The sequence below is a fragment of the Cohnella thermotolerans DSM 17683 genome (assembly GCF_000429825.1).
GTDB classification, from domain to species: domain Bacteria; phylum Bacillota; class Bacilli; order Paenibacillales; family Paenibacillaceae; genus Cohnella; species Cohnella thermotolerans.
In genome coordinates this window covers 558,495-579,355 of sequence record NZ_AUCP01000001.1, presented here as the reverse complement: position 1 = coordinate 579,355, position 20,861 = coordinate 558,495, and the positions used below count along the sequence as shown (strand labels likewise).

Annotated in this window: 17 protein-coding genes; 15 read left to right on the top strand and 2 right to left on the bottom strand. The window is 61.5% G+C overall.

Going from position 1 to position 20,861, the window contains the following annotated elements:
• Nucleotides 1–68 precede the first annotated feature (68 nt).
• The gene (locus G485_RS0102750; RefSeq protein ID WP_240489041.1) at nt 69–824 is read left to right on the top strand and encodes an O-methyltransferase; all 756 of its coding nucleotides are present in this window, start codon (nt 69–71) and stop codon (nt 822–824) included.
• Nucleotides 825–836: 12 nt separating this feature from the next.
• On the opposite strand, the gene G485_RS0102745 is transcribed toward G485_RS0102750, so the two are convergent.
• Entirely contained in the window at nt 837–2,066 is a 1,230-nt protein-coding gene (locus tag G485_RS0102745) for an MFS transporter (protein WP_027091273.1), read from the bottom strand.
• 201 nt (nt 2,067–2,267) lie between these two features.
• Here G485_RS0102745 and hemE point away from each other — a divergent pair, with 201 nt between their 5' ends.
• From hemE to G485_RS0102720, 4 genes are all read left to right on the top strand, one after another.
• Nucleotides 2,268–3,320, top strand: coding sequence for a uroporphyrinogen decarboxylase (hemE, locus tag G485_RS0102740; protein WP_027091272.1), 1,053 nt, complete (start codon nt 2,268–2,270; stop codon nt 3,318–3,320).
• Nucleotides 3,317–4,258, top strand: coding sequence for a ferrochelatase (hemH, locus tag G485_RS0102735; protein ID WP_027091271.1), 942 nt, complete (start codon nt 3,317–3,319; stop codon nt 4,256–4,258). The genes hemE and hemH overlap by 4 nt, the downstream gene beginning before the upstream one ends.
• A 33-nt stretch (nt 4,259–4,291) precedes the next feature.
• The gene (gene hemG / locus G485_RS0102730) at nt 4,292–5,749 is read left to right on the top strand and encodes a protoporphyrinogen oxidase (RefSeq protein ID WP_027091270.1); all 1,458 of its coding nucleotides are present in this window, start codon (nt 4,292–4,294) and stop codon (nt 5,747–5,749) included.
• A 412-nt stretch (nt 5,750–6,161) separates the two neighbouring features.
• A complete protein-coding gene (locus G485_RS0102720; protein WP_027091269.1) occupies nt 6,162–6,389 on the top strand; it encodes a hypothetical protein in 228 nt (75 codons plus the stop codon).
• On the opposite strand, the gene G485_RS0102715 is transcribed toward G485_RS0102720, so the two are convergent.
• Nucleotides 6,373–6,966, bottom strand: a complete 594-nt coding sequence (locus G485_RS0102715; protein WP_027091268.1) for a DUF421 domain-containing protein — start codon at nt 6,964–6,966, stop codon at nt 6,373–6,375. The genes G485_RS0102720 and G485_RS0102715 overlap by 17 nt on opposite strands.
• A gap of 238 nt (nt 6,967–7,204) precedes the next feature.
• Here G485_RS0102715 and G485_RS0102710 point away from each other — a divergent pair, with 238 nt between their 5' ends.
• The 10 genes from G485_RS0102710 (at nt 7,205) to G485_RS0102665 (ending at nt 20,737) form a co-directional block, all read left to right on the top strand.
• Nucleotides 7,205–9,070 (top strand): cache domain-containing sensor histidine kinase, encoded by a 1,866-nt coding sequence (locus tag G485_RS0102710; RefSeq protein ID WP_027091267.1) that lies wholly within the window; start codon nt 7,205–7,207, stop codon nt 9,068–9,070.
• Nucleotides 9,042–10,679, top strand: a complete 1,638-nt coding sequence (locus G485_RS24855; protein WP_051317961.1) for a response regulator — start codon at nt 9,042–9,044, stop codon at nt 10,677–10,679. Before G485_RS0102710 ends, G485_RS24855 begins: the two co-directional genes overlap by 29 nt.
• Nucleotides 10,679–10,978: a glycoside hydrolase family 3 protein gene (locus G485_RS0102700; protein ID WP_027091266.1), complete on the top strand. Its 300-nt coding sequence runs from the start codon at nt 10,679–10,681 to the stop codon at nt 10,976–10,978. Before G485_RS24855 ends, G485_RS0102700 begins: the two co-directional genes overlap by 1 nt.
• A 521-nt stretch (nt 10,979–11,499) precedes the next feature.
• The gene (gene aroA / locus G485_RS0102695) at nt 11,500–12,822 is read left to right on the top strand and encodes a 3-phosphoshikimate 1-carboxyvinyltransferase (RefSeq protein WP_027091265.1); all 1,323 of its coding nucleotides are present in this window, start codon (nt 11,500–11,502) and stop codon (nt 12,820–12,822) included.
• 16 nt (nt 12,823–12,838) lie between these two features.
• On the top strand, nt 12,839–14,437 hold the full coding sequence (locus tag G485_RS0102690) for an AMP-binding protein (protein WP_240489040.1): 1,599 nt from the start codon (nt 12,839–12,841) through the stop codon (nt 14,435–14,437).
• Between the two features lie 48 nt (nt 14,438–14,485).
• The gene (locus G485_RS0102685; RefSeq protein ID WP_027091263.1) at nt 14,486–15,619 is read left to right on the top strand and encodes an acyl-CoA dehydrogenase family protein; all 1,134 of its coding nucleotides are present in this window, start codon (nt 14,486–14,488) and stop codon (nt 15,617–15,619) included.
• Between the two features lie 6 nt (nt 15,620–15,625).
• Complete coding sequence (locus G485_RS0102680) at nt 15,626–17,608, top strand: FAD-dependent oxidoreductase (RefSeq protein ID WP_027091262.1); 1,983 nt, start codon at nt 15,626–15,628, stop codon at nt 17,606–17,608.
• Between the two features lie 32 nt (nt 17,609–17,640).
• Nucleotides 17,641–18,423, top strand: coding sequence for an SDR family oxidoreductase (locus tag G485_RS0102675; protein ID WP_027091261.1), 783 nt, complete (start codon nt 17,641–17,643; stop codon nt 18,421–18,423).
• Between the two features lie 284 nt (nt 18,424–18,707).
• Complete coding sequence (locus G485_RS0102670) at nt 18,708–20,168, top strand: sensor histidine kinase (protein WP_027091260.1); 1,461 nt, start codon at nt 18,708–18,710, stop codon at nt 20,166–20,168.
• On the top strand, nt 20,165–20,737 hold the full coding sequence (locus G485_RS0102665; RefSeq protein WP_027091259.1) for an ANTAR domain-containing response regulator: 573 nt from the start codon (nt 20,165–20,167) through the stop codon (nt 20,735–20,737). Before G485_RS0102670 ends, G485_RS0102665 begins: the two co-directional genes overlap by 4 nt.
• The last annotated feature ends 124 nt before the right edge of the window (nt 20,738–20,861 follow it).

Below are 20,861 nucleotides of genomic sequence, written 5' to 3'. Positions count from 1 at the left end.
GGATCGGCTACAATGGAGAAAGCGAGCAATCCGCGGTTGCGCGCGGAGACAGAGAGGATGCGATCGAATTGAGCGGGAACGTTGAAGAGCGGATGAATATGGGAAGAGGGAACCCGGGCGCGGAGGAAAGGGCGGCTGGGAAAGCGAACGTGGAGGGGGATGCGGGAGCGGGTGTGCTTGAGGCGGGGCTTCCGGCGGAGCCGGAGGCGTACTTCGACTCCTTGTTCGAAGACGACCCCGAATTGGAGCGGGTGACCGTCTCGATCCGGGAGCGGGGCATGCCCGACATTTCGGTCGCTCCGGGCTACGGCAGGCTGCTGACGCTGCTCGTGGCCGCAACCCGGGCGCGGAGCCTGCTCGAGATCGGCGCCCTGGCCGGGTACAGCGGCATCTGTCTGGCCCGGGGCTTGCCGCCCGGCGAAGGCCGGCTCACGTCGCTCGAGCTAAAGCCCGACTATGCGGAGCTCGCTTCCGCCAATTTGGCCGCGGCCGGCTTCGCCGACCGCGCCGAGATGATCGTCGGCGACGCCGTCTCCAGTCTGGAGAGGCTGGAAAGGGAAGGGCGGCGGTTCGATTTCTTTTTTATCGACGCGGACAAGGAGAACTATCCGGTCTATCTCGAATATGCGATCCGGCTGGCCAACCCGGGGGCGATCGTTGCCGCCGACAATACGCTGCTTCGGGGCCGGACGCTCAATCCGGAGAAGCAGGGACCGGCCGTCCGGGCGATGCGCGATTTCAACCGGGCGATGGCGCGGGATCCCCGGCTGCTCGCCGCCCACCTTCCCTCCTACGACGGGCTGGCGCTCGCGATGGTGAAGTGAAAGGAGAGGGGCCTATCCCTTCGGCTCAGCTTGCGAGCGGACCGCGCGCTTGCCGGGACGCAGCAGCGTGCGGTACGTCCAGGCCGAGTTGGCCAGCATGAAGGCGGCGGAGACGAGGAACAGCCCTTCGATGCCGATGAAGCCGGCCAACGCTCCGCCGGCAACGGGGCCGATCATGTTGCCGAGCGCGAGCGAGCTGCTGTTGAAGCCGAACGCCCGGCTCTCGCTGCCGTCGGGCGTGTAGCGTCGGATGAGCGAGTTGACCGACGGAATGAGGCCGCCGACGAAGCAGCCGAGCAGGAAGCGGCAGACGAGCAGCTGCGGCACGTTCGTGACGAACGCCTGCGGAATGAACATGATGCCGGCGCCGAGCAGCGATGCGATCAGAATGCGCGTCGAGCCGATCTTGTCGCTCAGCTTGCCGAGCAGCGGCGCGGAGATCATGTTGGAGAAGCCGGTCACCGAGCCGATCAGGCCGGACCAGAACGCGAGATTGACGGTCGTGCCGTGCAGCTGCTGCACATAGAGCGGAATGAACGCCATCGGGCTGAGCATCGCGAACTGAATGAGGAACGTGACCGAGAACAGCGCCGGAAGCTGGGGAATGCGGACGAGCCGGCCGAACCCCGCGAGCATGCCGACCTGCGGCTTTTTCGCTGCAGCCTGGCGGTCGAACGTTTCTTTGACCATGATCCACGACAGCACCGAAGCCAGGAACAGAAGCGACCCGGTAATGTAGAAAATGGGCCGGAAGCCGAACGTATCCGCCATGACGCCGCCGATGAGCGGTCCCAGAATCGAGCCGGCGGTCGCGCCGGATTGAAGCGTGCCCATGGCGAAGCCCGTCTTCTCCTTGGGCGTCGTCGCCGATATGAGCGCGACGGCCGCGGGGGAGTAGCCGGAGATGACCCCGTTCGCCATGCGCAGCAGAAGGAGCTGCCAAGGCGCCGTCGCGAACCCCATCAGCACGATGACGATCGACATGCCGAAGCCCGAGCGGAGCAGCATCATTTTGCGCCCGTAGCGGTCGGATATTTTGCCCCAGAACGGTTGGAAAAAGAACGAAGTGACAAAATTCGCAGAGAAAATAACGCTGCCCCAGACGCCGATGTCGTGCTCGCCCTTGACGCCCAAATCCTGCTGCAAGTATAACGACAAAAACGGCGTGATCATCGTCATGCCCGCCATGACCATAAAATTGCCGAACCATAGCACCGCCAGGTTCACTTTCCAGCGCTGCATGCCGTTCACCTTCTCTTACTAATAAGTTAAATCGAATTCCAGTATAGCATAACGGGTCAACCGGTCCGCCCCGCGCGGGGCGCGGTTTGTCAAACTATTGTCATACTCCCCCGGGGCCTTACGGTTGTGAGTCCCATTCAAAAGGGGCATAATGGAATACATATAGTACCCAATTTCATGTCGCGAAGGGGCCGAATAGCAATGCGGAACGACCGATTCTTGCGCGCTTGCCGAGGCGAGCCCACAGATCGGGTGCCGGTATGGTACATGCGCCAAGCGGGACGGTATGACCCCGATTACCGAAAAATTAAAGAGAACTACTCGCTGCTCGAAATTTGCCGCCAGCCCGAGCTGGCCGCCGAAGTGACGATGATGCCCGTCCGCAAGCTGGGCGTTGACGCCGCCATTCTTTATTCCGATATTATGAATCCGGTTGCTTCGATCGGAATCGACTTCGATATCGTCAAAGACGTGGGGCCGGTCATTCACAATCCCGTCCGCAGCGCGGCCGATGTCGACAGACTGAAGCCGATCGACGTGGAAGGCGACTTGCCGCACGTGCTGGAGACGATCCGGATTCTTCGGCGCGAGCTGGACATTCCGCTCATTACGTTCGGAGGCGCTCCGTTCACGCTCGCGAGCTATATCGTGGAAGGGCGCCCTTCCAAGTCTTACATGAACACGAAGGCGCTCATGTACGGCGAACCGGACGTGTGGCACCGTCTCATGGGCAAGCTGTCCGCGATGGCGGCCGACTACTTGCGGGCCCACGTGCGGGCCGGGGCCCAGGCCGTTCAGCTGTTCGACAGCTGGGTCGGAGCGCTGGCGCCTCACGATTTCGCGGAATTCGTGCTGCCGCACGTGGAGGAGATTTTCGAACGGTTGTCGGATCTGGATGTTCCGAAAATCTATTTCCCCGGCGTCAGCTCGGGAGAGCTGCTGCCGCATCTGACCGGGCTGAAGGCCGACGTCGTCGGGCTCGACTGGCGGGTGCCGATCGCCGAAGGACGCCGCCGCACGGAAGGCAAGTTCGCGATCCAGGGCAACCTCGATCCGTACGTGCTCACCGCCCCGATGGACGTCATCCGCGAGCATGCCCGCCGGCTGCTCGACGAAGGCATGCGGGAGCCAGGCTACGTTTTTAACCTGGGCCACGGGCTGTTCCCCGAAGCGTCGCTCGACAAGCTGCGCGAGCTGACGGAATTCGTCCATGCCTATTCCGAGAAGCGGCTAAGAGAAGGAGTGTCGTCATGAGCGTTCTTAACCGTCCGATCGGCGTCCTCGTCATGTCCTACGGAACGCCGGAAAGCCTGGAAGGCGTCGAAGCCTATTATACGCATATTCGCAGAGGTCATCCTCCGACGCCGGAGCAATTGGAAGATTTGACGAACCGTTACCGGGCGATCGTCGGCGGCGTGTTCCCGCTGCGGGAAAATACGAACCGCCAGGTGGAAGCGCTGCAGCGGACGCTGGACGAGCAGGCGGGCGCGGGCCGGTTCAAATGCTACCAAGGTCTGAAGCACGCCGCGCCGTTTATCGAAGACGGCGTCGCGGCGATGGCCAAGGACGGCGTCACCGAGGCGGTCGCCATCGTGCTGACGCCGCAATATTCGTCGATGAGCGTCGGCGGCTATCTGAAGCGGGCGAAGGAGGAAGCGCAGAAGCACGGCATCCGGATCGCGTCGGTCGAGAGCTACCATCTTCATCCGGAGCTGATCTCCGCGCTCGCGAAGCGCGTCGAAGCGGGGCTCGCGAAGCTTGGCGAAGGCCGCTCCGACGCGCTTGTCCTGTTCAGCGCCCACAGCTTGCCCGAGAAAATTTTGGAGCATAACGATCCGTACCCGGAGCAGCTGCTGGAGACGTCGCGCGCCGTAGCCGAAGCGGCCGGCGTCGCCTGCTGGCAGTTTACGTGGCAAAGCGCCGGGCAGACGGGCCAGCGCTGGCTCGGCCCGGACATTCTCGAGTCGCTCGAGCGGCTCGCGCAGGAAGGCGTCCGCTACGCCCTCGTCGCGCCGGTCGGCTTCGTGTCGGAGCACCTCGAGGTGCTGTACGACATCGACATCGAAGCGCGCCGCTTCGCGCAGGAGCGCGGCATGCGGCTGGAGCGGATCGACATGCTGGGCGAAGATCCGCAATACATGAAGGCGCTCGCGGATTCGGTCGTATCGGCCGCGCGGGAGCTGGATTCATAAGAAGAAAGCGAAAAAACGGAGGAGAGTGGCGTTATGAGACGGGATGTCAGACGGGTGGCGATACTCGGCGGCGGCATTACCGGCCTGAGCGCCGCTTTTTATTTGAAGCGGCAGGCGTCGGAGCAGGGCCGGGACATACAGGTTACGGTACTGGAAAAGTCGGGCCGGCTCGGCGGCAAAGTGAACACGCTGCGCAAGAGGGGATTCGTCATCGAGCGGGGGCCGGATTCGTTCCTCGGCCGGAAGCTGCCGATGCTGCATTTGGCCCGGGAGCTCGGCTTGCTGGGCGAACTGGTCGGGACGAATCCGCAGGCGGTGAAGACGTATTTGGCGATGAACGGCCGGCTGCAGCCGATGCCCAAAGGGCTTAATCTCGGCATTCCGAACGATCTGGGGGCGTTCGCGAGGAACAGCGTCGTATCCCCGCTCGGCAAGCTAAGAGCGCTCGACGAGCTCCGGCTGCCGCCGAAGACGGACGACGCCGACGAGACCGTCGGCGCGTTCCTCGAGCGCCGGCTCGGCCGCGAGATGGTCGAGCGGATCGCGGAGCCGCTGCTGGCCGGCATTCACGCCGGCAATCTGTACAGGCTCGGCCTTCGGGCGACGTTCCCGCAGTTCGCCGAGATGGAGCGCAAATACGGCAGCGTCATTCGCGGCATGATAGAGGCGCGCAAGCTGGCCCCGGTTGCGGGAGCGAAAGCGGCCGAAGCGCGTTCCGCCGCCGTCGGGGGAGCGCGCATTCCGCCGACCGCGTTCCTGACGTTTCGGAACGGGCTGTCCACGCTCATCGAGACGCTCGAGGAGCGCCTTCGCGCCGATGGCGCGGACATTCGCCTCGGCGCCGAAGTGACGGCGCTCCGGCAATCGGCCGGGGGCGCTCCGGCGTATCGGCTGGAGCTGGCGGACGGTTCGGCCGCGGAGGCGGACGCCGTGCTGCTGGCGCTGCCCGCCTACGCGACGGGCGAATTGCTTGCTCCGTTCGTCGACGTCGAGGCGCTGAATATCGAGCACGCGTCCGTCGCGAACGTCGTGCTTGCCTACGACGCGCGAGGGTTCGACCACAAGCTGGACGGCTCCGGCTTCCTCGTGCCGCACAGCGAAGGCCGGACGATTACCGCCAGCACGTGGACGTCGTCGAAGTGGGGGCATACGGCTCCGGCAGGCAAGCGGCTCGTCCGCTGCTACGTCGGGCATGCGGACGACGCATCCGCCGTCGAGTTGCCCGACGAGGAGCTGACGGCCGCCGTCCGCCGCGACCTGCGCGACCTGATGGGACTGACCGCCGAGCCGGAGTTCGTCGAGATTACGCGGCTGCGCCGTTCGATGCCGCAATATCCGGTCGGCCATGTCGAGCGGTTGGCGGCGTTCAAGCGCCGGCTCGAGGAGCGGCTTCCCGGCGTGTACGCGACCGGCGCGGCGTTCGACGGAGTCGGACTGCCGGATTGCGTCGCGATGGCCCGGGACATTGCCGGGGAAATAATGGCACGGTAACCCGGAGGGGCGGCGGAGGCCGCACGGACAGAAGCGAAAAGAGACTTTCCGCGGGCAACAGCGATAGGCTGCTTGCCGTGGAAAGTCTCTTTCGATTAGGCGAGGCAATCCGTCACAAGTTATTCGAATTACATCAAATTGGTCGTTGCAAATCGCGTCCGGCGCTATGGGACCGGTGCCTAACGAACCCAGTAAACTCTATTTGGTCAGAATCACGGGTTTTGCAATTTTAACGAACTCCAGCGTCGCTATTCTAGGCAATGGGCGGCATTCCCGCGATTTTTTCGTCATTAGCGTGGCTGGAGTTCATTAGAACTACATCGGCGTGTCGTTCGCGGCGGCGGCCAGCACCGCCAGCATGGAGTAGATTCCGCCGGCGCTGAGCGGCCACGCTTCTTCGGTGACGAACGGGGTGCGCAACGTCGGCGGCTCCTTCGCCATCGCGTTGTTCACTTCGCTGCTCATCTCGGGCGCTGCGAAGCATGCGGCCGAGCTGGCCGCGGCGGGCGGGAAGCCGCAAGCCGTCGCGCTTCAAGCGTATACGAGCAGCGTAAACGACGTGTTCCTGATCGCGACCGCCATCGCCGCGCTCGCTTTGCCGCTCGGTCTGATCGTCGGAGAGATCAGTTCAACTTCGTAGGAATGTTTTGCTTGTGCCCCCGATTGGCCACTTCTTCAAACAGGCTGCTTTGCGCCCCGCCGGACGCCGCTTCGGCCTGCCGTTTCGTCAACCCGGCAAGAAGGCTTTCCAGCTCGCGCAGAGTCACCGGCTTCGCCTCCCGGGTCAGCTCGTAGCCGAGCTCGCCGCTCATTTCGATCGTCGCCGTCTTCAGATCGGCGAACGAGGAGATGCCTTTCTCCCTTAATTTCGCTTCCAGCTGATCGACGGTCATGCGCATTTTTTTTAAATTTCCGGGGATGATCTGGCCGTCCTGCACGACGACGCACGCCCGGCCCATCATCCAGCGTTCGACCGTGTCGAATTTCAAGGCAAGGAATTGAACGGTTATGAGAAGCGCGGCGAACAGGCACAGCACGCTCACGGTCTCCCACAGTCCGCCGCCGGCGACGGCGTGGCCGATCATGGAGGCGGTCGCCAGCAGCGTGACGACTTCGATCCCCGTCAGCTGCCCGACCGCTTTTTTACCGATAATCCGAAGCAGGAAAAATCCGGCGGTCAAGACGGCCGGCGCTTCCCATAAAAAATCCAATTTCACGAAAGTCTCCCCTTCCGGTCCCGGCGGCCGTTCTTTTTTTCTAGTCCTCTCCGTTAACCGGTTCGTTTAAACGTCGGGAGGCGCTCCGCGGAAAGCGCGCTGTGGCCATTTTTATCCCCCGATTAGGCGATTTCGGCCTTCTTCCTTCCCGCAAACTCCTTCTATAATGAAAGATATCTTGAGCGTTCTTCCTGTATAATCATGTTGAGCGGACAGAAGAAAGGACGGACGCAATCCGATGAGCCTGGGAAGACGGGTATTTACGGCTTTTTTTATTTTCATCATCCTGCCTTTGTTCGTGCTCGGAACCGTATCCTATCTCGTCTTCCAACATATTACCCAGGAGAAATATACGGAGCAGATGGAACTGGCCATGAACGCGATCGGCCGCAACATCAACAACATGATCCGCGAAGCCAACTATTTCTCCGACTTCTGGGTGACGACCAAGGACAGCGTCGAGAGCGTCGACCACTCGTTCCGGCAAGGGGGGCCGGCTCCGCCCGCGGGGGACGATCCGTTCATCGAAGAGATGCTGGAGAACGAGAAGCTGAGCCAGCGGGTGCTGCTGACGTATCCCGGCATCAAGTCCGTGACGCTGTACCGCAACGACGGCCGGGTGGTCAATGTGAAGTTCATCGAGGACGATCCTTTTCCGTTCGCCGTTCTGCAGCGCAATCCGATCTACAGGGAAGTGCTGGAGAAGAACGGCGCGCCGGTGTGGATCGGACCGAACGAGGACAAGGAGCTGACGGGCGAGAACAATCTGTTCACCCAAATCCGGGTGCTGCTGGATATCGACACGCTGACCAGCAAGGGCATCCTGGTCATCCGGTTCCAGATGAACGAATTGGACCGCACGTTCGATTTTTACAATACCGGCGCGAACGGGAACCGGCGCTATCTGATCGTCGGAAGAGGCGGAACGGTCGTGTACGACAGCGGAGCTTCCCTGGAAGGGCGGAATTTCTACCTGAACGCGGACCCGAGCGGCAAGCTCGATCTGACGCAAAACTTCCAGAGCGCCAAGATGAAGTTCCTCGGGCGGCAAAGTCTCGTATCCGTTCACAATCTCGGCGACATCAAGCGGCTGGGGGTCGGCGACTGGACGCTCGTGACCGTGACGGACTGGAAGTACCTGTCCGGGGACCAGACCGCCTTGCTCGGTTGGGTGCTGGGCATTACGGCCGCTTCGCTCGCCTGCGCGCTGCTGTTCAACCTGATGTTCGTACGGCGGACGATCCGCTTCATCGTGCGGGTCGTCGGCGCAATGAGGCGGGTTGAACGCGGAGATTTGACGACGCGGGTGCCGATCGTCGGCAACGACGAGACCGTCATTTTGGCGAAAGGCTTCAACAGTCTCGTCGAGCGGGTGTCCGAGCTGCTGGAGGATGTCACGCAGGAGCAGAGGCGCAAGCGCAAAGCCGAGATGATGCTGCTGCAGGCGCAGATCAAGCCGCATTTCCTGTTCAACGCGCTGGAGTCGATCAACATTCTGGCCGTTCAGAACGAAGGGCGCAAAGTGAGCAAAATGGTGCAGCGGCTCGCGAACATTTTCCGCATCAGCATCCAGCAGAAGGAAGTGATCCGGGTAGATCAGGAGCTGGAGCATCTGCGCAGTTATCTGGAAATTCAGAAATTCCGCTTCGAGGAATTGTTCGAGTACGAGATCGACGTTCCCGAATCGCTGCACGGCTACGAAATTTTAAAGCTGACGCTGCAGCCGCTTGTCGAGAACAGCATCCAGCACGGCTTCGAAGGGATCGGTTATTTGGGGAAAATCCGGATCAGCGCCAGAGAAGAAGGCGACAACCTCGCCTTCTACGTGGAGGACAACGGCATCGGCATTCCGCAGGAGACGCTGGGCCGGTTCGCGACGAGCGGGTTCACGACGTTGCAGGAGTTGTACGAGGAATCTCCGGAGACCGGGGAACGCCGGGGGCTGGGCGTAGGGAACGTGGCGGATCGCCTGCGCATCCATTACGGGCCGGGCTACGGCTTGCTGCTGTGCAGCGCTCCCGGCCAGGGGACCGTCATCAAGTGTCTCATACCGAAGGGGGCAGGGAGGGAGAACCGTGAAGCTGAAGGCTCTGCTCGTCGATGACGAGATCAACATTCTGAAAAACCTTCAAGCCGTCGTGCCTTGGGAAGAGCTCGGCATAGAGGTCGCCGGAACGGCCAAGAACGGCGAGATCGCGCTGGAGCTGGCGAAGGAGATGAAGCCCGATCTCATTCTGTGCGACATCCGGATGCCGGTCATGGACGGCATCGAATTTCTGGGCGCGTTAAGGGAATTCGACACCGAGGCGGAAGTCATCATGATGACCGGCTACCAGGATTTCAGCTATGTGCGCTCCGTCATCCGCTACGAGGTGCGGGACTATATTCTGAAGCCGATCGATTACGAGGAGCTGGCCGGAACGATCGGCCGGCTGGCGGAAGGCATCCGCGAGCGCCAGGCCGAGCGGCAGTCGATCCAGAAGGAATGGCGCCAGGTGTTCCGTCTCGCTTACGAGAAGGTGCTGTACGACCTGCTGATCGACGTCGGCGGAGGGAGCTCGAGGCCTTTTCTCAAGCTGCACGAAATGTCGGGCGACAATTTGGCCTTCGCCATGCTGCTGGCCGACGTCGAGGAGTATTCCCGGAAGGAATGCCTGTGGGACGAGAAGGAGCGCAAGCTCTGGAACTTCGCCATTCATAACGTGCTGCTGGAAAATTTGCAGGCGTTCGAGGTTCCCCATTCCGTTCTGCAGGTGCGCAGCGGCGAATGGTGCGTGCTCATCGAGCGGATTCCGCCCGAGACGTTCGACCTGGAGCAATGCCTCTCCTGGGCGGCCAAGCTTCGGCAGGCGGTCGGAAGCTTTCTCAAGATGAACATCCGGGTCGCCCTTCATCCGGCGCCGGTCACAATGGAGCGCCTCGCGAAAACCTACAAGCATCTGCAGCGTTCGCTGCATCTGGGCGAAAGGCTGGACGGCGGCCTGCTCGTTCCCGACCGGCCCAAGGGCCATCCGGACGAGACGCAGCGGCTGTGGGACCGGATCGAGGAGATGGTGACCGGCCTCAAGCGGTGCGACCGGAGGAAGATCGAGTCGGCGCTCAAGGAGCTGAACGACAGCTTCCGCCGGCTTCCGGAGACGTCCTTCGAGCGGATCGAGCCGATTCTGCACTACGTCTGCCTCCACTTGCTGCGCGAGATGAGAGCGATGGACGTCATCGGGCGCGAAGACGAGATGCGCTACTGGAGCCAGATCGACCGGAGTCCGGGCATCCGGGAGACGCTGGCGCTCATCAACCGGCTCGTGGACCAATCGATCGACAGCGTCATGAAGAAGAAGACGAGCGACGTGCTCATGCTCTCGGCCAAAGATTATATCGAGCGCAACCTGTCCTCGGATTTGAGCATCGACATGCTGGCCGATTACCTCGGCATCAGCGGCAGCTATTTCAGTCTGCTGTTCAAGCAGCATTTCGGCGAGACGTTCGTCGAGTACGTCACGAAGCAGCGGATGGAGATGGCCAAATCGCTGCTCGCCCTCAGCGACAAAAGCGTAACCGTCGTCGGCCAGATGGTCGGGTACGCGGAACGCCGCTACTTCACCCGCGTATTCAGCAAGCATACCGGCATGCTCCCTTCCGAATACCGGGAGAAGGCGCATCAGCGGCCGGAGGAACCGATCTTGTCCGGATGGACCGATAAGGAGAATGGATGATGACGACAGAACGGCAAGCATGGCGGCAGTTGGGACTGAAGGAGAAGATCGTGTTCGCTTCGTACGACGCCGGCTTCTCGAAGCGCCAGGCCGATCTGATCGAGCGGCTATCGCGGCTCGAAGGCAAGCGGTTCGTCCTCGCCGCCACCCGGACGCCGTACGATTTGCTGGCGGCGCCCGGCGTACCGGTCTATCTGTGCGCTTACGAGAACAAGCCGGCGATGATGAACGCGCTGGCCGGCGTCCTGTCCGGCCGTTTGCCGGCCAAGGGCCGCCTGCCGGTGACGATCGGAGCTTAAGCGAGAGAAGAGTTAGCCTAAGTGTCTTATTTAATCTTTTCGCAATCGATGCTATACTCTTTCCACGAGAGCAGCCAGACATCCATCGAGATTCGGGCTGCTTCTTTGTCGTTTCACGCCTTCGGACACCCTGCGCACCCGTTCCCTTACTCATAGGAATCTTATCGGTAACCGGATGGTATGCGGATCGGGTTACTTACAAAATGGTAAGTTGATGGACAAATTTATCTGATTTATCATGGAATGGGCGCCATTGTGAAGGTGGTGGTATGCGATTTTCCTCAACATTTCAATAGAAGCGGTGCAGCTTTGCGTGTTTAGGGCTTTGTCGCACAACCATTCGCCCCCGCATGCCAATACCCGGAAGACGGCATGCCGGGTATTTTTTTCATCCTGTCGCGTTCTAAAATATACAAACTTATCATGAATCAACCGGCAGCCCTATAGATATATTTATAGAACTCCAGTCGACTAGACTTGAATATTGGATACGAAAATGAAATAGAAGCGGAGTGGGGCAGTTGGCGAAATTATCGGTTTATCCTTATCGCGGGTCGTTAAGCGGATCGGTTCGAATTCCGCCCTCCAAGTACCATCTCCATCGGGCTTTGATTTTCGGATCGCTCGCCGAAGGAGAGACGGTCATTCACGGCAAATCGGGCGCCTTGCACATCCGGGATACGCTGAATTCGCTCAAGGACTTCGGCATCTCCGTCAAGCCGACGCCGGACGGTTACACGGTTCGCGGAGGCAGCTACCGGCCGAGGAACGGCCGCATTCGCGTCGGAAGCTCCGGCTCGACGCTGCAGTTCATGCTCGGACTGGGCAGCCTGTCGCAAGGGTTGGCCCCGACCTACAACGGCCACAAGGCGCTGCGGGAGAGGCCGATCGGCCCGCTGCTCGAAGCGCTGGGCACGATGGGGGTCGGCTGGCAGGCGAACGATTACAAGATGCCTGTCACGATTCGGCCCGGCCGGCCCAAAGGCGGCCGCGTTCAAATTCCGGGCACGCTGAGCCAATGGATTTCGGGCTTGCTCATTCTCGCGCCTTTCGCGGAATCCGATACGATCATCGAAGCGCTGCCGCCGCATAACGAACTTACATATGTCCGTTTGACGATCGACATGCAGCGTAAATTCGGCATCCATATCGAAGAGGACCCGAGCGGCACCGTCTGGCGCGTGCCTGCCGGCCAGAAGTACGTTCCCGCGGAAATCAGCATCGAACCGGATTTGTCTTCGGCGGCGTTCCTTCTCGTCCTCGCGGCCTTGTATCCTTGCGATATCGTGCTGCAAGGCATCAGCGGGCTCGGCACGCACCCGGAGAACAGAATTTTGGATATAATAGAAGACTTCGGAGTCAAACTCGAATACGACGAACGGACGGACGGCGTCCGCATCCGCCACTCGAACAGCTTCCGCCCGATAGGCGGACAGGAGATCGACATGCGGCATATTCCGGACCTGATCCCCGCATTGTCCGTTCTGGCGGCGCTCTCTCAAGGGACGACGGTTCTTCGAAATATCGGGCCCGGTCGTATGAAAGAGTCCAACCGTGTCAAAGCTATGCTTCAGTTGAACAAAATGGGAGCCCGAATTCAAGAGATCGGAGACGATTTGTTCTTCCAAGGCGTCGAGAGACTGAACGGCGCTTCCATATCCACGTATAACGACCACCGCGTTCAAATGGCGTTTACGCTTGCCGCCTTAAAGGCGGCCGACAAGGCGAGCGAGCTGACGTTCCCGAACGCTTATCAAATCTCGTATCCTGAATATTTCGACCATTTGGCGCAGCTTGGCGTCCGGATCGGACAAGAAACGACGCAATTGGCGGAGACTTATTGAAAGAGGAGACGACTCTATGTCCATAAATACGGCGAACAGCACGATCAACGACTTGTTGTTTTTGAGCCGGTTCGATCAAGCGAATCCGAACAGCCTCGCGGTCGTCGATCTTAGCGAGACAGCCTCTTACGCGCTTACGTTCGGCGAGCTGAACGAGCTGGCGAACCGGGCGGCGCAAGGGCTCATCGATCTGGGCGTGGAAAAGGGAGAGAACGTCGCCTACCTGCTGCCGAACGGCTGGGAGTTCGTCGCGCTGACGCTGGCCATCTGGAAGATCGGCGCCGTGGCCTGTCCGATGCTCCCCGCTTTAAGAGAGAGAGAAATTCCGTTCATTATGAACAGGTCCCGAAGCAAGCTGCTCATCATTCCGACCGAATACCGCAATTTCCGCTACCGGCCTTTGATCGAGAGCGTTCGTTCCGAATTGCCCGGACTGCGGACGCTCATCCAGATCGAATCGAGAGATCCTAGAGACTTGAAGGGCTGCCTGGGCGGATTGGCCGCCGAAGAGCCGGATCTCGACGCCATTCGGAAGCGGCGCCCGGATGCGGACGCTCCGGCCCAGCTTCTGTTCACCTCGGGCACGACGGGCGAGCCCAAAGGGGTCGTCCACACGCACGGCACGCTGGCGCACGGCTGTTCCGCGCATGCCCACGGGCTCGGCCTGACGAACGAAGACACGATCTGGATTCCGTCGCCGATGGCGCACCAGACCGGATTTCTCTACGGCATGTCGCTTGCCCTCTATCTCGGAGCGAAGCAAGTTTGCCAGGCGCATTGGGACGTCAAGACGGCGCGCGTCGCCATCGAGGAGCACGGCGCGACGTTCGTGCAGGCGGCGATGCCGTTCCTGGCGGATTTGACCCGCGAGGAGAAGCCGGTCAAGGGGCTTCGCATTTTCATCGCGACGGGCGCTCCGGTGCCGCGCAAGCTGGCGCAGGAAGCGAAGGAGAGGCTGTCCTGCAAAGTCGCGGGGGGCTGGGGCTCGACCGAGACGTGCATGATCAGCGTCGGGTCCGTGCGGAATTATACGGACGCCTCCTGGAATTCCGACGGACAAGTGATCGCGGGACGCGAGATGAAGGTGACGGACGAAGACGGCCGGACGCTGCCGCCCGGACAGGAAGGCATCTTCAAAGTGAAGACGCCCGCGATGTTCACGGCTTACTTGGACCATCCGGAATGGTACGAGGCGGCGGTCGATGCCGACGGCTTCTTCAATACCGGCGATCTGGCGGTCATCGACGAGCAGGGCAACGTGCGGCTCACGGGTCGGATCAAGGACGTCATCAACCGCGGCGGAGTGAAAATTCCGGTAGCCGAGATCGAGAACCTTCTTTACCAGTTCGAGCCGATCAAGGACGTTGCCGTCGTCGGCATGCCCGATCCGCGCTTGAACGAGCGCATATGCGCCTATGTCACGTTGATCAACGAAGGCGATTCGCTTCGTCTGGAGGACGTGACCGACTATTTGAAGGCGCAAGGCGTGACGAAAATTTATTGGCCGGAACGGCTGGAGATTATCGGGGAAATGCCGCGCACGACGACGGGCAAAATCCAGAAATACGTGCTGCGGCAAATGATTGCGGACAAGCTCAAGTCCGAATCCCGGTAAGGGTAGCGGACAAGCTTCGTTCAATTCATGCGAGAGGGAGATTCCGGGATGAACGACACAGACTTTCGGAAATTGAAAGATGAAGTGACCGCCTACGTGAACGGCCGGTTGAGAGAATGGTCCGAGCGCATCGAAGAGACGGGCGAGTGCGGTCCGGACGTGTGGCAGGAGCTGCGGGAACGCGGCTATCTTCGCCTTGCCGCGCCGACGGAATACGGCGGTTACGGCCTGAGCTTCACTCAATATTTGCAGCTGCTCGAATTGTTCTCCCAATCGCACGGCTCGATTCGGATGATCGTGCACGTCATGAACGGCATCTGGCGGCCGATCGATTTCCTGGCCAACGAAGAGCAGAGAGAACGGTTCGTGAAGCCGATCGTCCGCGGCGAGATTACGGCCGCTTTCGCGCTAACGGAACCGGACGCCGGATCGGGAGCCGACATTAAGACGTCCGCGCGCAAGGAAGGCGACGAATTCGTCCTGAACGGGGAGAAGTGGCTTATCACGTTCGGCGATACCGCGGATTATTTGATGCTGTATGCGCGGATGGAAGGCACGAAGGGCTACGAAGGCACGCTTGCGCTGCTCGTTCCGCGCAAGGCCGAAGGCGTGCAGATCAACGTCATGCCGCCGACGCTCGGGCTGACGGGGACGGGACACGCCCATATCGTGCTGAAGGACGCCCGAGTGCCGGCGGACCATCTGCTCGGCGAAGTGGGACAAGGTCTGGCCGGAGCGCTGAACGGATTTCTCGATCCGAGCCGGGTATGCGTCGGCATGACGTGCGTCGGCCTGGCGCAGCGCGCGTTCGATCTGGCCGTCGAGCGGTCCCGCGAGCGGGTGACGTTCGGCAAACCGCTGAGCCAGCGCCAAGTGGTGCAAACGTGGATCGCCGAGATGGCGACCGACATCGAAGCGGCCCGCCAGCTTGTCTTGTACGCCGGACGCCTGAAGGACGAAGGCGCTCTGACGCCTCCGCCGGCTTCGATGGCGAAGCTGTACGCTCTCGAGATGCTGCAGCGGGTAACGGATAAAGCGCAGCAAATTTGGGGCGGCATCGGCTATTTCAAAGGCTATGAGATCGAACGGATCTACCGCGACGCCCGCGCGCAAAAATTCGAGGAAGGCACGGCCGAAATTCAAAAAGCGGTGATCGCCAAGCACATATTGGCGGGAGAGTGACGGAGGATGCGGCACCGTTTATTGCTTCGCCCGGGGCGAATCGGAACGCTCGAGCTCAAGCACCGCATTCTGATGGGCGCGATGCATCTGGGCATCGAAGGCCGGCGCGAGTCGCTCCCGCAGCTTAAGGCGTTCTACGAAGAGCGGGTGCGCGGGGGGGCGGCGCTGATCGTTACCGGCAACGTCGCCGTTCTTCCCGAAGGGGGAGGCCACGGCATGTTTTGCCTGACCGAACCGGACCACCGCGAGCAGCTTGCGGAGCTGGCCGGCGCCGTTCGCAGCGCCGGAGGCAGGCTGGCGCTTCAACTGACCCACCGGGGGCGGTATGCCAGCAGCAAGGAGACGGGGCTCGCGCCGCTGGCGCCGAGTCCGATCGCTTCCAGGCTGACGAAGGAGACGCCGGAGGAGATGTCGCTCGCCGACATCGCCCGGGTGAAGGAGGCGTTCGCGGACGGAGCGGCGTTCGCCGCCTCCGCGGGCTTTGACGCCATCGAGATTATGGGCTCCGAGGGCTACTTGCTGAACGAATTCGTCTCGCCGCTGACGAACCGGCGCACCGACGAATACGGCGGCGATCCTAAGGCGCGGATGAGGCTGCCGCTGGAGGTCGTCGCATGCATCCGCGAACGGGTCGGAGCCGATTTTCCCATCGTGTTCCGGATGTCCGGAGACGATTGCATGGAAGGGAGCACGACCCGGGAAGAGACGCTGGAGCTGGCTCACAGGCTGGAGCGAAGCGGCGTCGACGCGCTGAACGTCGGGATCGGGTGGCACGAGTCGTCCATTCCGACCGTAGGCGCGATCGTGCCGTCGGGCGCGTTCGCCCATATCGCCGCGGCGGTCAGAGAAGTCGTCTCCATCCCCATCATCGGCGCGAACCGAATCCATACGCCCGAGGTTGCAGAGCGGCTGCTCGCCCGGGGGGATATGGACTTTATAGCCCCGGCCAGGCCGTGGCTCGCCGATCCTTCGTTCGCGAACAAGATTGCCGAAGGCGACCGGGAAGGCTTGAACGTGTGCGTCTCATGCAATCAAGTCTGCCTGGACCATTCGATGGGCCATCCTCCGAAGCCCGTTGGCTGCCTGGTCAATCCGCGCGCGGGCAACGAATCGCAGCCCGTCCGGCCGGCGGACGAGCCGCTCGACGTCGCCGTCGTGGGCGGCGGCGTCGCCGGGCTCCAGGCGGCCAAGACGGCGGCGGAGCGCGGCCACCGCGTGACGCTGTTCGAAGCCGAGGGGCGGCTGGGCGGGCAGTTCGGGCTCGCCTCGCGCATTCCCGGCAAGGAAGTGTTCAGCGAGACGATCCGATATTTTCAGGTATCGCTGCAGCGGCTCGGCGTGACCGTCCGGTTGAACGCCTCGCCCGGCGAGGACGAGCTGCGGAAGTTCGACCGGGTCGTGATGGCGACCGGCGTGCAGCCTTATGTCGCCGATGCGCTCGAAGGCGCCGATTTGCCGCATGTGTGCACTTATGCCGATCTTTTATCCGGCGCCCGTCCGTTCGGAACGAATATCGTCATCGTCGGCGGCGGCGGCATCGGCTGCGACGTGGCCCATTATATCGCCGAATCGCTGAAGCTCCGGCCCGACGTGCGGGAGTTCTTCGAAGAACGGGGAAGCCCGGCCGAGCGGCCGTCTGCCGTTCGGATTACGCTCGTCTCCCGTTCGGAGCGGGTCGCCAAGGGCGTCGGCCCCACTTCGCGGTGGGTGCTGCTGGGCGAGCTGAAGCGCCGAGGGGTTCAAATTCTGAAAGGCTATCGCGTTCAGGCGATCACCGCCGAAGGCGTCTGGGTGGAGAGCGATGCGGACAAGCGGCTGCTGGAAGCCGACCAGGTCGTGCTCTGCACGGGACAGCGATCGAGAACGGACTTGGCGGATGCGCTGAGGGAGCGCATCCGCTTCGATACGGTCGGCGGCGCGAGCGAAGCGGCGGAATTGAACGCCGCGAGGGCGATTCGCCAAGCGCACGAGGTTGCCGCCCGAATTTGACAATTGCATGACTGGCGAAAGGATGATCTAATTTGTCTCAATCGTTCAAAGATAAAAAAGTACTGATCACCGGCAGCTCGCGCGGCATCGGCCGCGCCACGGCTTTGGCGTTCGCGAGGGAAGGCGCGGACGTCGTCATTCATTACCGCCGGGACGAGAGCGCCGCGTTCGAGACGGCCGAGGAAGTGCGCAAGCTGGGCGTTCAGGCGCTCGTCTGCCGGGCCGAACTGGAATCCCCGGAAGAGATCGACGTGATGTTCGACACGGTCGAGAAGGAATGGGGTGCGCTGGACGTGTTCATGGCCAATGCGGCCGCGACGGCGTTCAAGCCGATTATGGAGACGAAGGCTCACCATATCGGCCGGACGTACGAAGTCGTCATCAACAGCGTGCTGCACGCCGTTCAACGTGCGGTGCCGCTCATGGAAGGCAGGAACGGGCGCATTATTACCGTATCCAGCCTGGGCAGCCGCTTCACGCTTCCCCGGTACGCCAATATCGGGTCCGCCAAAGCGGCGCTCGAATCGCTGACGCGCTATATGGCGGCGGAGTTCGGCCCTAATGGCATTACGTGCAATACGATTTCCCCCGGCGTTGTCGAGACGGATTCGGTCCGCTTCTACGCGAAGGACGAATTCGAGACGTTCAAGGCGAACGTCATCTCCCGCACGCCGATCAAGCGGCTGACCCAGCCCGAGGACGTTGCGGGGCTGGCGCTGTTCTTGGCCAGCGACGCGGCCAGCTTCATCACCGGTCAGGTCATCGGCGTGGACGGCGGCTTGACGCTCATCTCGTACGGTCCGGACGGCCGATAAGACCGGTCCGCTAGGCGAGCATGGATAGAAAACCGTCAGGGAACGAATCCCAGGCGGTTTTTTTATAAGTTTCGCGTTTATTCCGGTCCGAATCGTCTCCGTAAAGTTTCTTCGCCCTCCAGAGACGCCGAAGACGCTTTTCTCGGTCATGCTCTATTCTCCAGCGTTTGCTAAACGGATTGTTTGTGTTAATTATATTGACATATTTAAAGGTCTCGTCTTATAATTTAAAACAATTAATTTTACAAGTCATAAATCCTAACATAAACCAAGGGCGGAGCTGTATGAACGCGAATCAGTCTGTCGTGTGGACGCTTTGCGAGCGGTTCACGAATTTGTCGCAGGACGATATTGCGGTTGTAGCCGATCTCGCCTCGCAATTGAATGTCATGGCGGACTTATCGCAAGGGGACGTGTTCATCGACTGTCTCGGCAAGGACGGGGACGTGGCCATTGTGGTCGCTCACGGCAAGTCTTCCTGGACTCCGTCGCTGTACAGGAGGGATGTTGTCGGCGAGCTTGCCCTGCCGGGCAAAGAGCCCGGAGTGTTCGAGGCATTTCGGACCGGAAGGCCGGTGACGGACGCCCGGGGCTTGTCGCAGGAGGACGTCCCCATCCGTCAGCGGGTCGTTCCGATCCGGGGCGCTGCCGGCGGCACCATCGCTGTGTTCATTCACGAGCAGGACATTACGGACGAGTTGGAGCGGGAGCGCTGCATCGAGTCGTTGGAGCAGTCCAACGCTTATCTCGTCGAAGTGATGCTCGAGGAATCGCTGACCCGCAGCGGCATTCCGGATCTGTTCGAAGAAGCGATCGTGCTCGTGGACAACGTCGGCGAGGTCCGTTACGCCAACAAGCGGGGCCGGGAGCTTCTGAACAGCGGCGGTGCGGTGGTGGCCAACGCCGGCACGCCGGAGGACGAATTGCGGATCGGCGGCCGGATTTACACCCGAAGGCTTGTGCCGCTCGAGCGCCAGGGCCGGTTGGCCGGCAAAGTCGTGCTGCTTCGGGACCGGACGGAAATGAAGGACAAGGAACGGGAGCTTCGCGCCAAGTCCGTCATTCTGCGGGAGATCCGGCATCGCGTCGAAAATCAGATGCAGACGATCGTCAGTCTCTTGAGGCTTCAGCAGCGCAGGCAGCGAGACCCGTCGGTCGCCGCGATCTTCGAGGAAAGCTTGCACAGGGTGGAAGGCGTGGCCCGGATTCACCGCTTCTTGTCGCGGGAAGACTCGGGAACGGTCGAAGCCGGCGGATTGCTGAAGGAGCTGGCGGACGAGGTGACGGCTTCCCTGGCCGGACCGGAGCGGCCGTTCGCTCTCAGCATGCATACGAATCCGGTCAAGATGAGCGCGGAACAGTTCGCTCCGCTTGCCCTGATCTTAAACGAGCTTCTCCAGAACGCCGTCAAGCACGGGGCGAATCGGGACGGCAACGGGGCCGTTTCGGTTACGCTGCGGGAAGCCGGCGGAGAAGCCGAACTGATCTGGGAGGAGAGGACGGCTGCCGCGCTTGAGCGGGCGGAGAAAGCTTTAACCGCAGCGGCCGGCAATCCCCGTCCTGCCGGTCGGACAGCCGGCGGCGAGTTCGGCGGAGCCGGGACTGCGGACCGGGAAGCGCTCGGGCTGACGCTGATCGTGATGCTCGCCGAGGACACGCTCGGCGGCCGCTTCCGCCACGACATCCGGCCGGGCCTGCTGCGGATGCGGGTCGCGTTCCCCCTGGATCGGCGGGACGGATCATGAGCGTTACGGTCATGATTGCCGACGACGAGCCGATCACCCGCTTGGATGTCAAGGAGATATTGCTGAAGGCCGGGTACGAGGCGAAGCTCGAAGCGGGCAACGGCGAAGCGGCTGTGAGGCTTGCATATGAGCATCGGCCCGAGCTGGTCATCCTGGACGTTCACATGCCGAAGCTCGACGGCCTCAAGGCGGCGCGTCAATTGCGCAAATGGTACGATCCCGTCATCATTCTGCTTACGTCCCATTACCGCCGGGAATGGAGCGAAAGCGCGACGGCAGCCGGGGCTTCCGGTTATGTGATGAAGCCTTTTACCGAGGGCGGCTTGCTGATGACCGTGGAGATCGGACTGGAGCAGAGGCGCAAACTTCGCGCGCTGGAAGAGGATGTGCGCAAGCTGAAGAGCAAGATGGAGGAGCGGAGAGTCGTCGACAAGGCGAAGGTGCTGCTTATGAACCGCTACTCCGTGAGTGAGGAAGAAGCTTACGCCGCGCTCCGAAGCCGGAGCATGCAGGAGCGGAGAACGTTGCTCAAGACGGCGGAAGCCGTCATTCGGGAAATCGGCGGTTAGCCGATGCCGCCGATTATCAAGTGAATAGCAGTGCCAAAGCAAAGACGCTTTGATCGGACAGAAGCCGAAGCACCGCGCTGAATGCGCGAAAGCTGCGGGCTGTCAGTTCATCGCGTCTTTTTGC

Coding starts and splice junctions, on each gene's coding strand:
- G485_RS0102700 (WP_027091266.1), top strand. CDS start 10,679: ATGACGACAGAACGGCAAGCATGGCGGCAGTTGGGACTGAAGGAGAAG.
- G485_RS0102745 (WP_027091273.1), bottom strand. CDS start 2,066: ATGCAGCGCTGGAAAGTGAACCTGGCGGTGCTATGGTTCGGCAATTTT.
- G485_RS0102690 (WP_240489040.1), top strand. CDS start 12,839: ATGTCCATAAATACGGCGAACAGCACGATCAACGACTTGTTGTTTTTG.
- G485_RS0102665 (WP_027091259.1), top strand. CDS start 20,165: ATGAGCGTTACGGTCATGATTGCCGACGACGAGCCGATCACCCGCTTG.
- G485_RS0102670 (WP_027091260.1), top strand. CDS start 18,708: ATGAACGCGAATCAGTCTGTCGTGTGGACGCTTTGCGAGCGGTTCACG.
- hemH (WP_027091271.1), top strand. CDS start 3,317: ATGAGCGTTCTTAACCGTCCGATCGGCGTCCTCGTCATGTCCTACGGA.
- G485_RS0102680 (WP_027091262.1), top strand. CDS start 15,626: ATGCGGCACCGTTTATTGCTTCGCCCGGGGCGAATCGGAACGCTCGAG.
- G485_RS0102685 (WP_027091263.1), top strand. CDS start 14,486: ATGAACGACACAGACTTTCGGAAATTGAAAGATGAAGTGACCGCCTAC.
- hemG (WP_027091270.1), top strand. CDS start 4,292: ATGAGACGGGATGTCAGACGGGTGGCGATACTCGGCGGCGGCATTACC.
- hemE (WP_027091272.1), top strand. CDS start 2,268: ATGCGGAACGACCGATTCTTGCGCGCTTGCCGAGGCGAGCCCACAGAT.
- G485_RS0102710 (WP_027091267.1), top strand. CDS start 7,205: ATGAGCCTGGGAAGACGGGTATTTACGGCTTTTTTTATTTTCATCATC.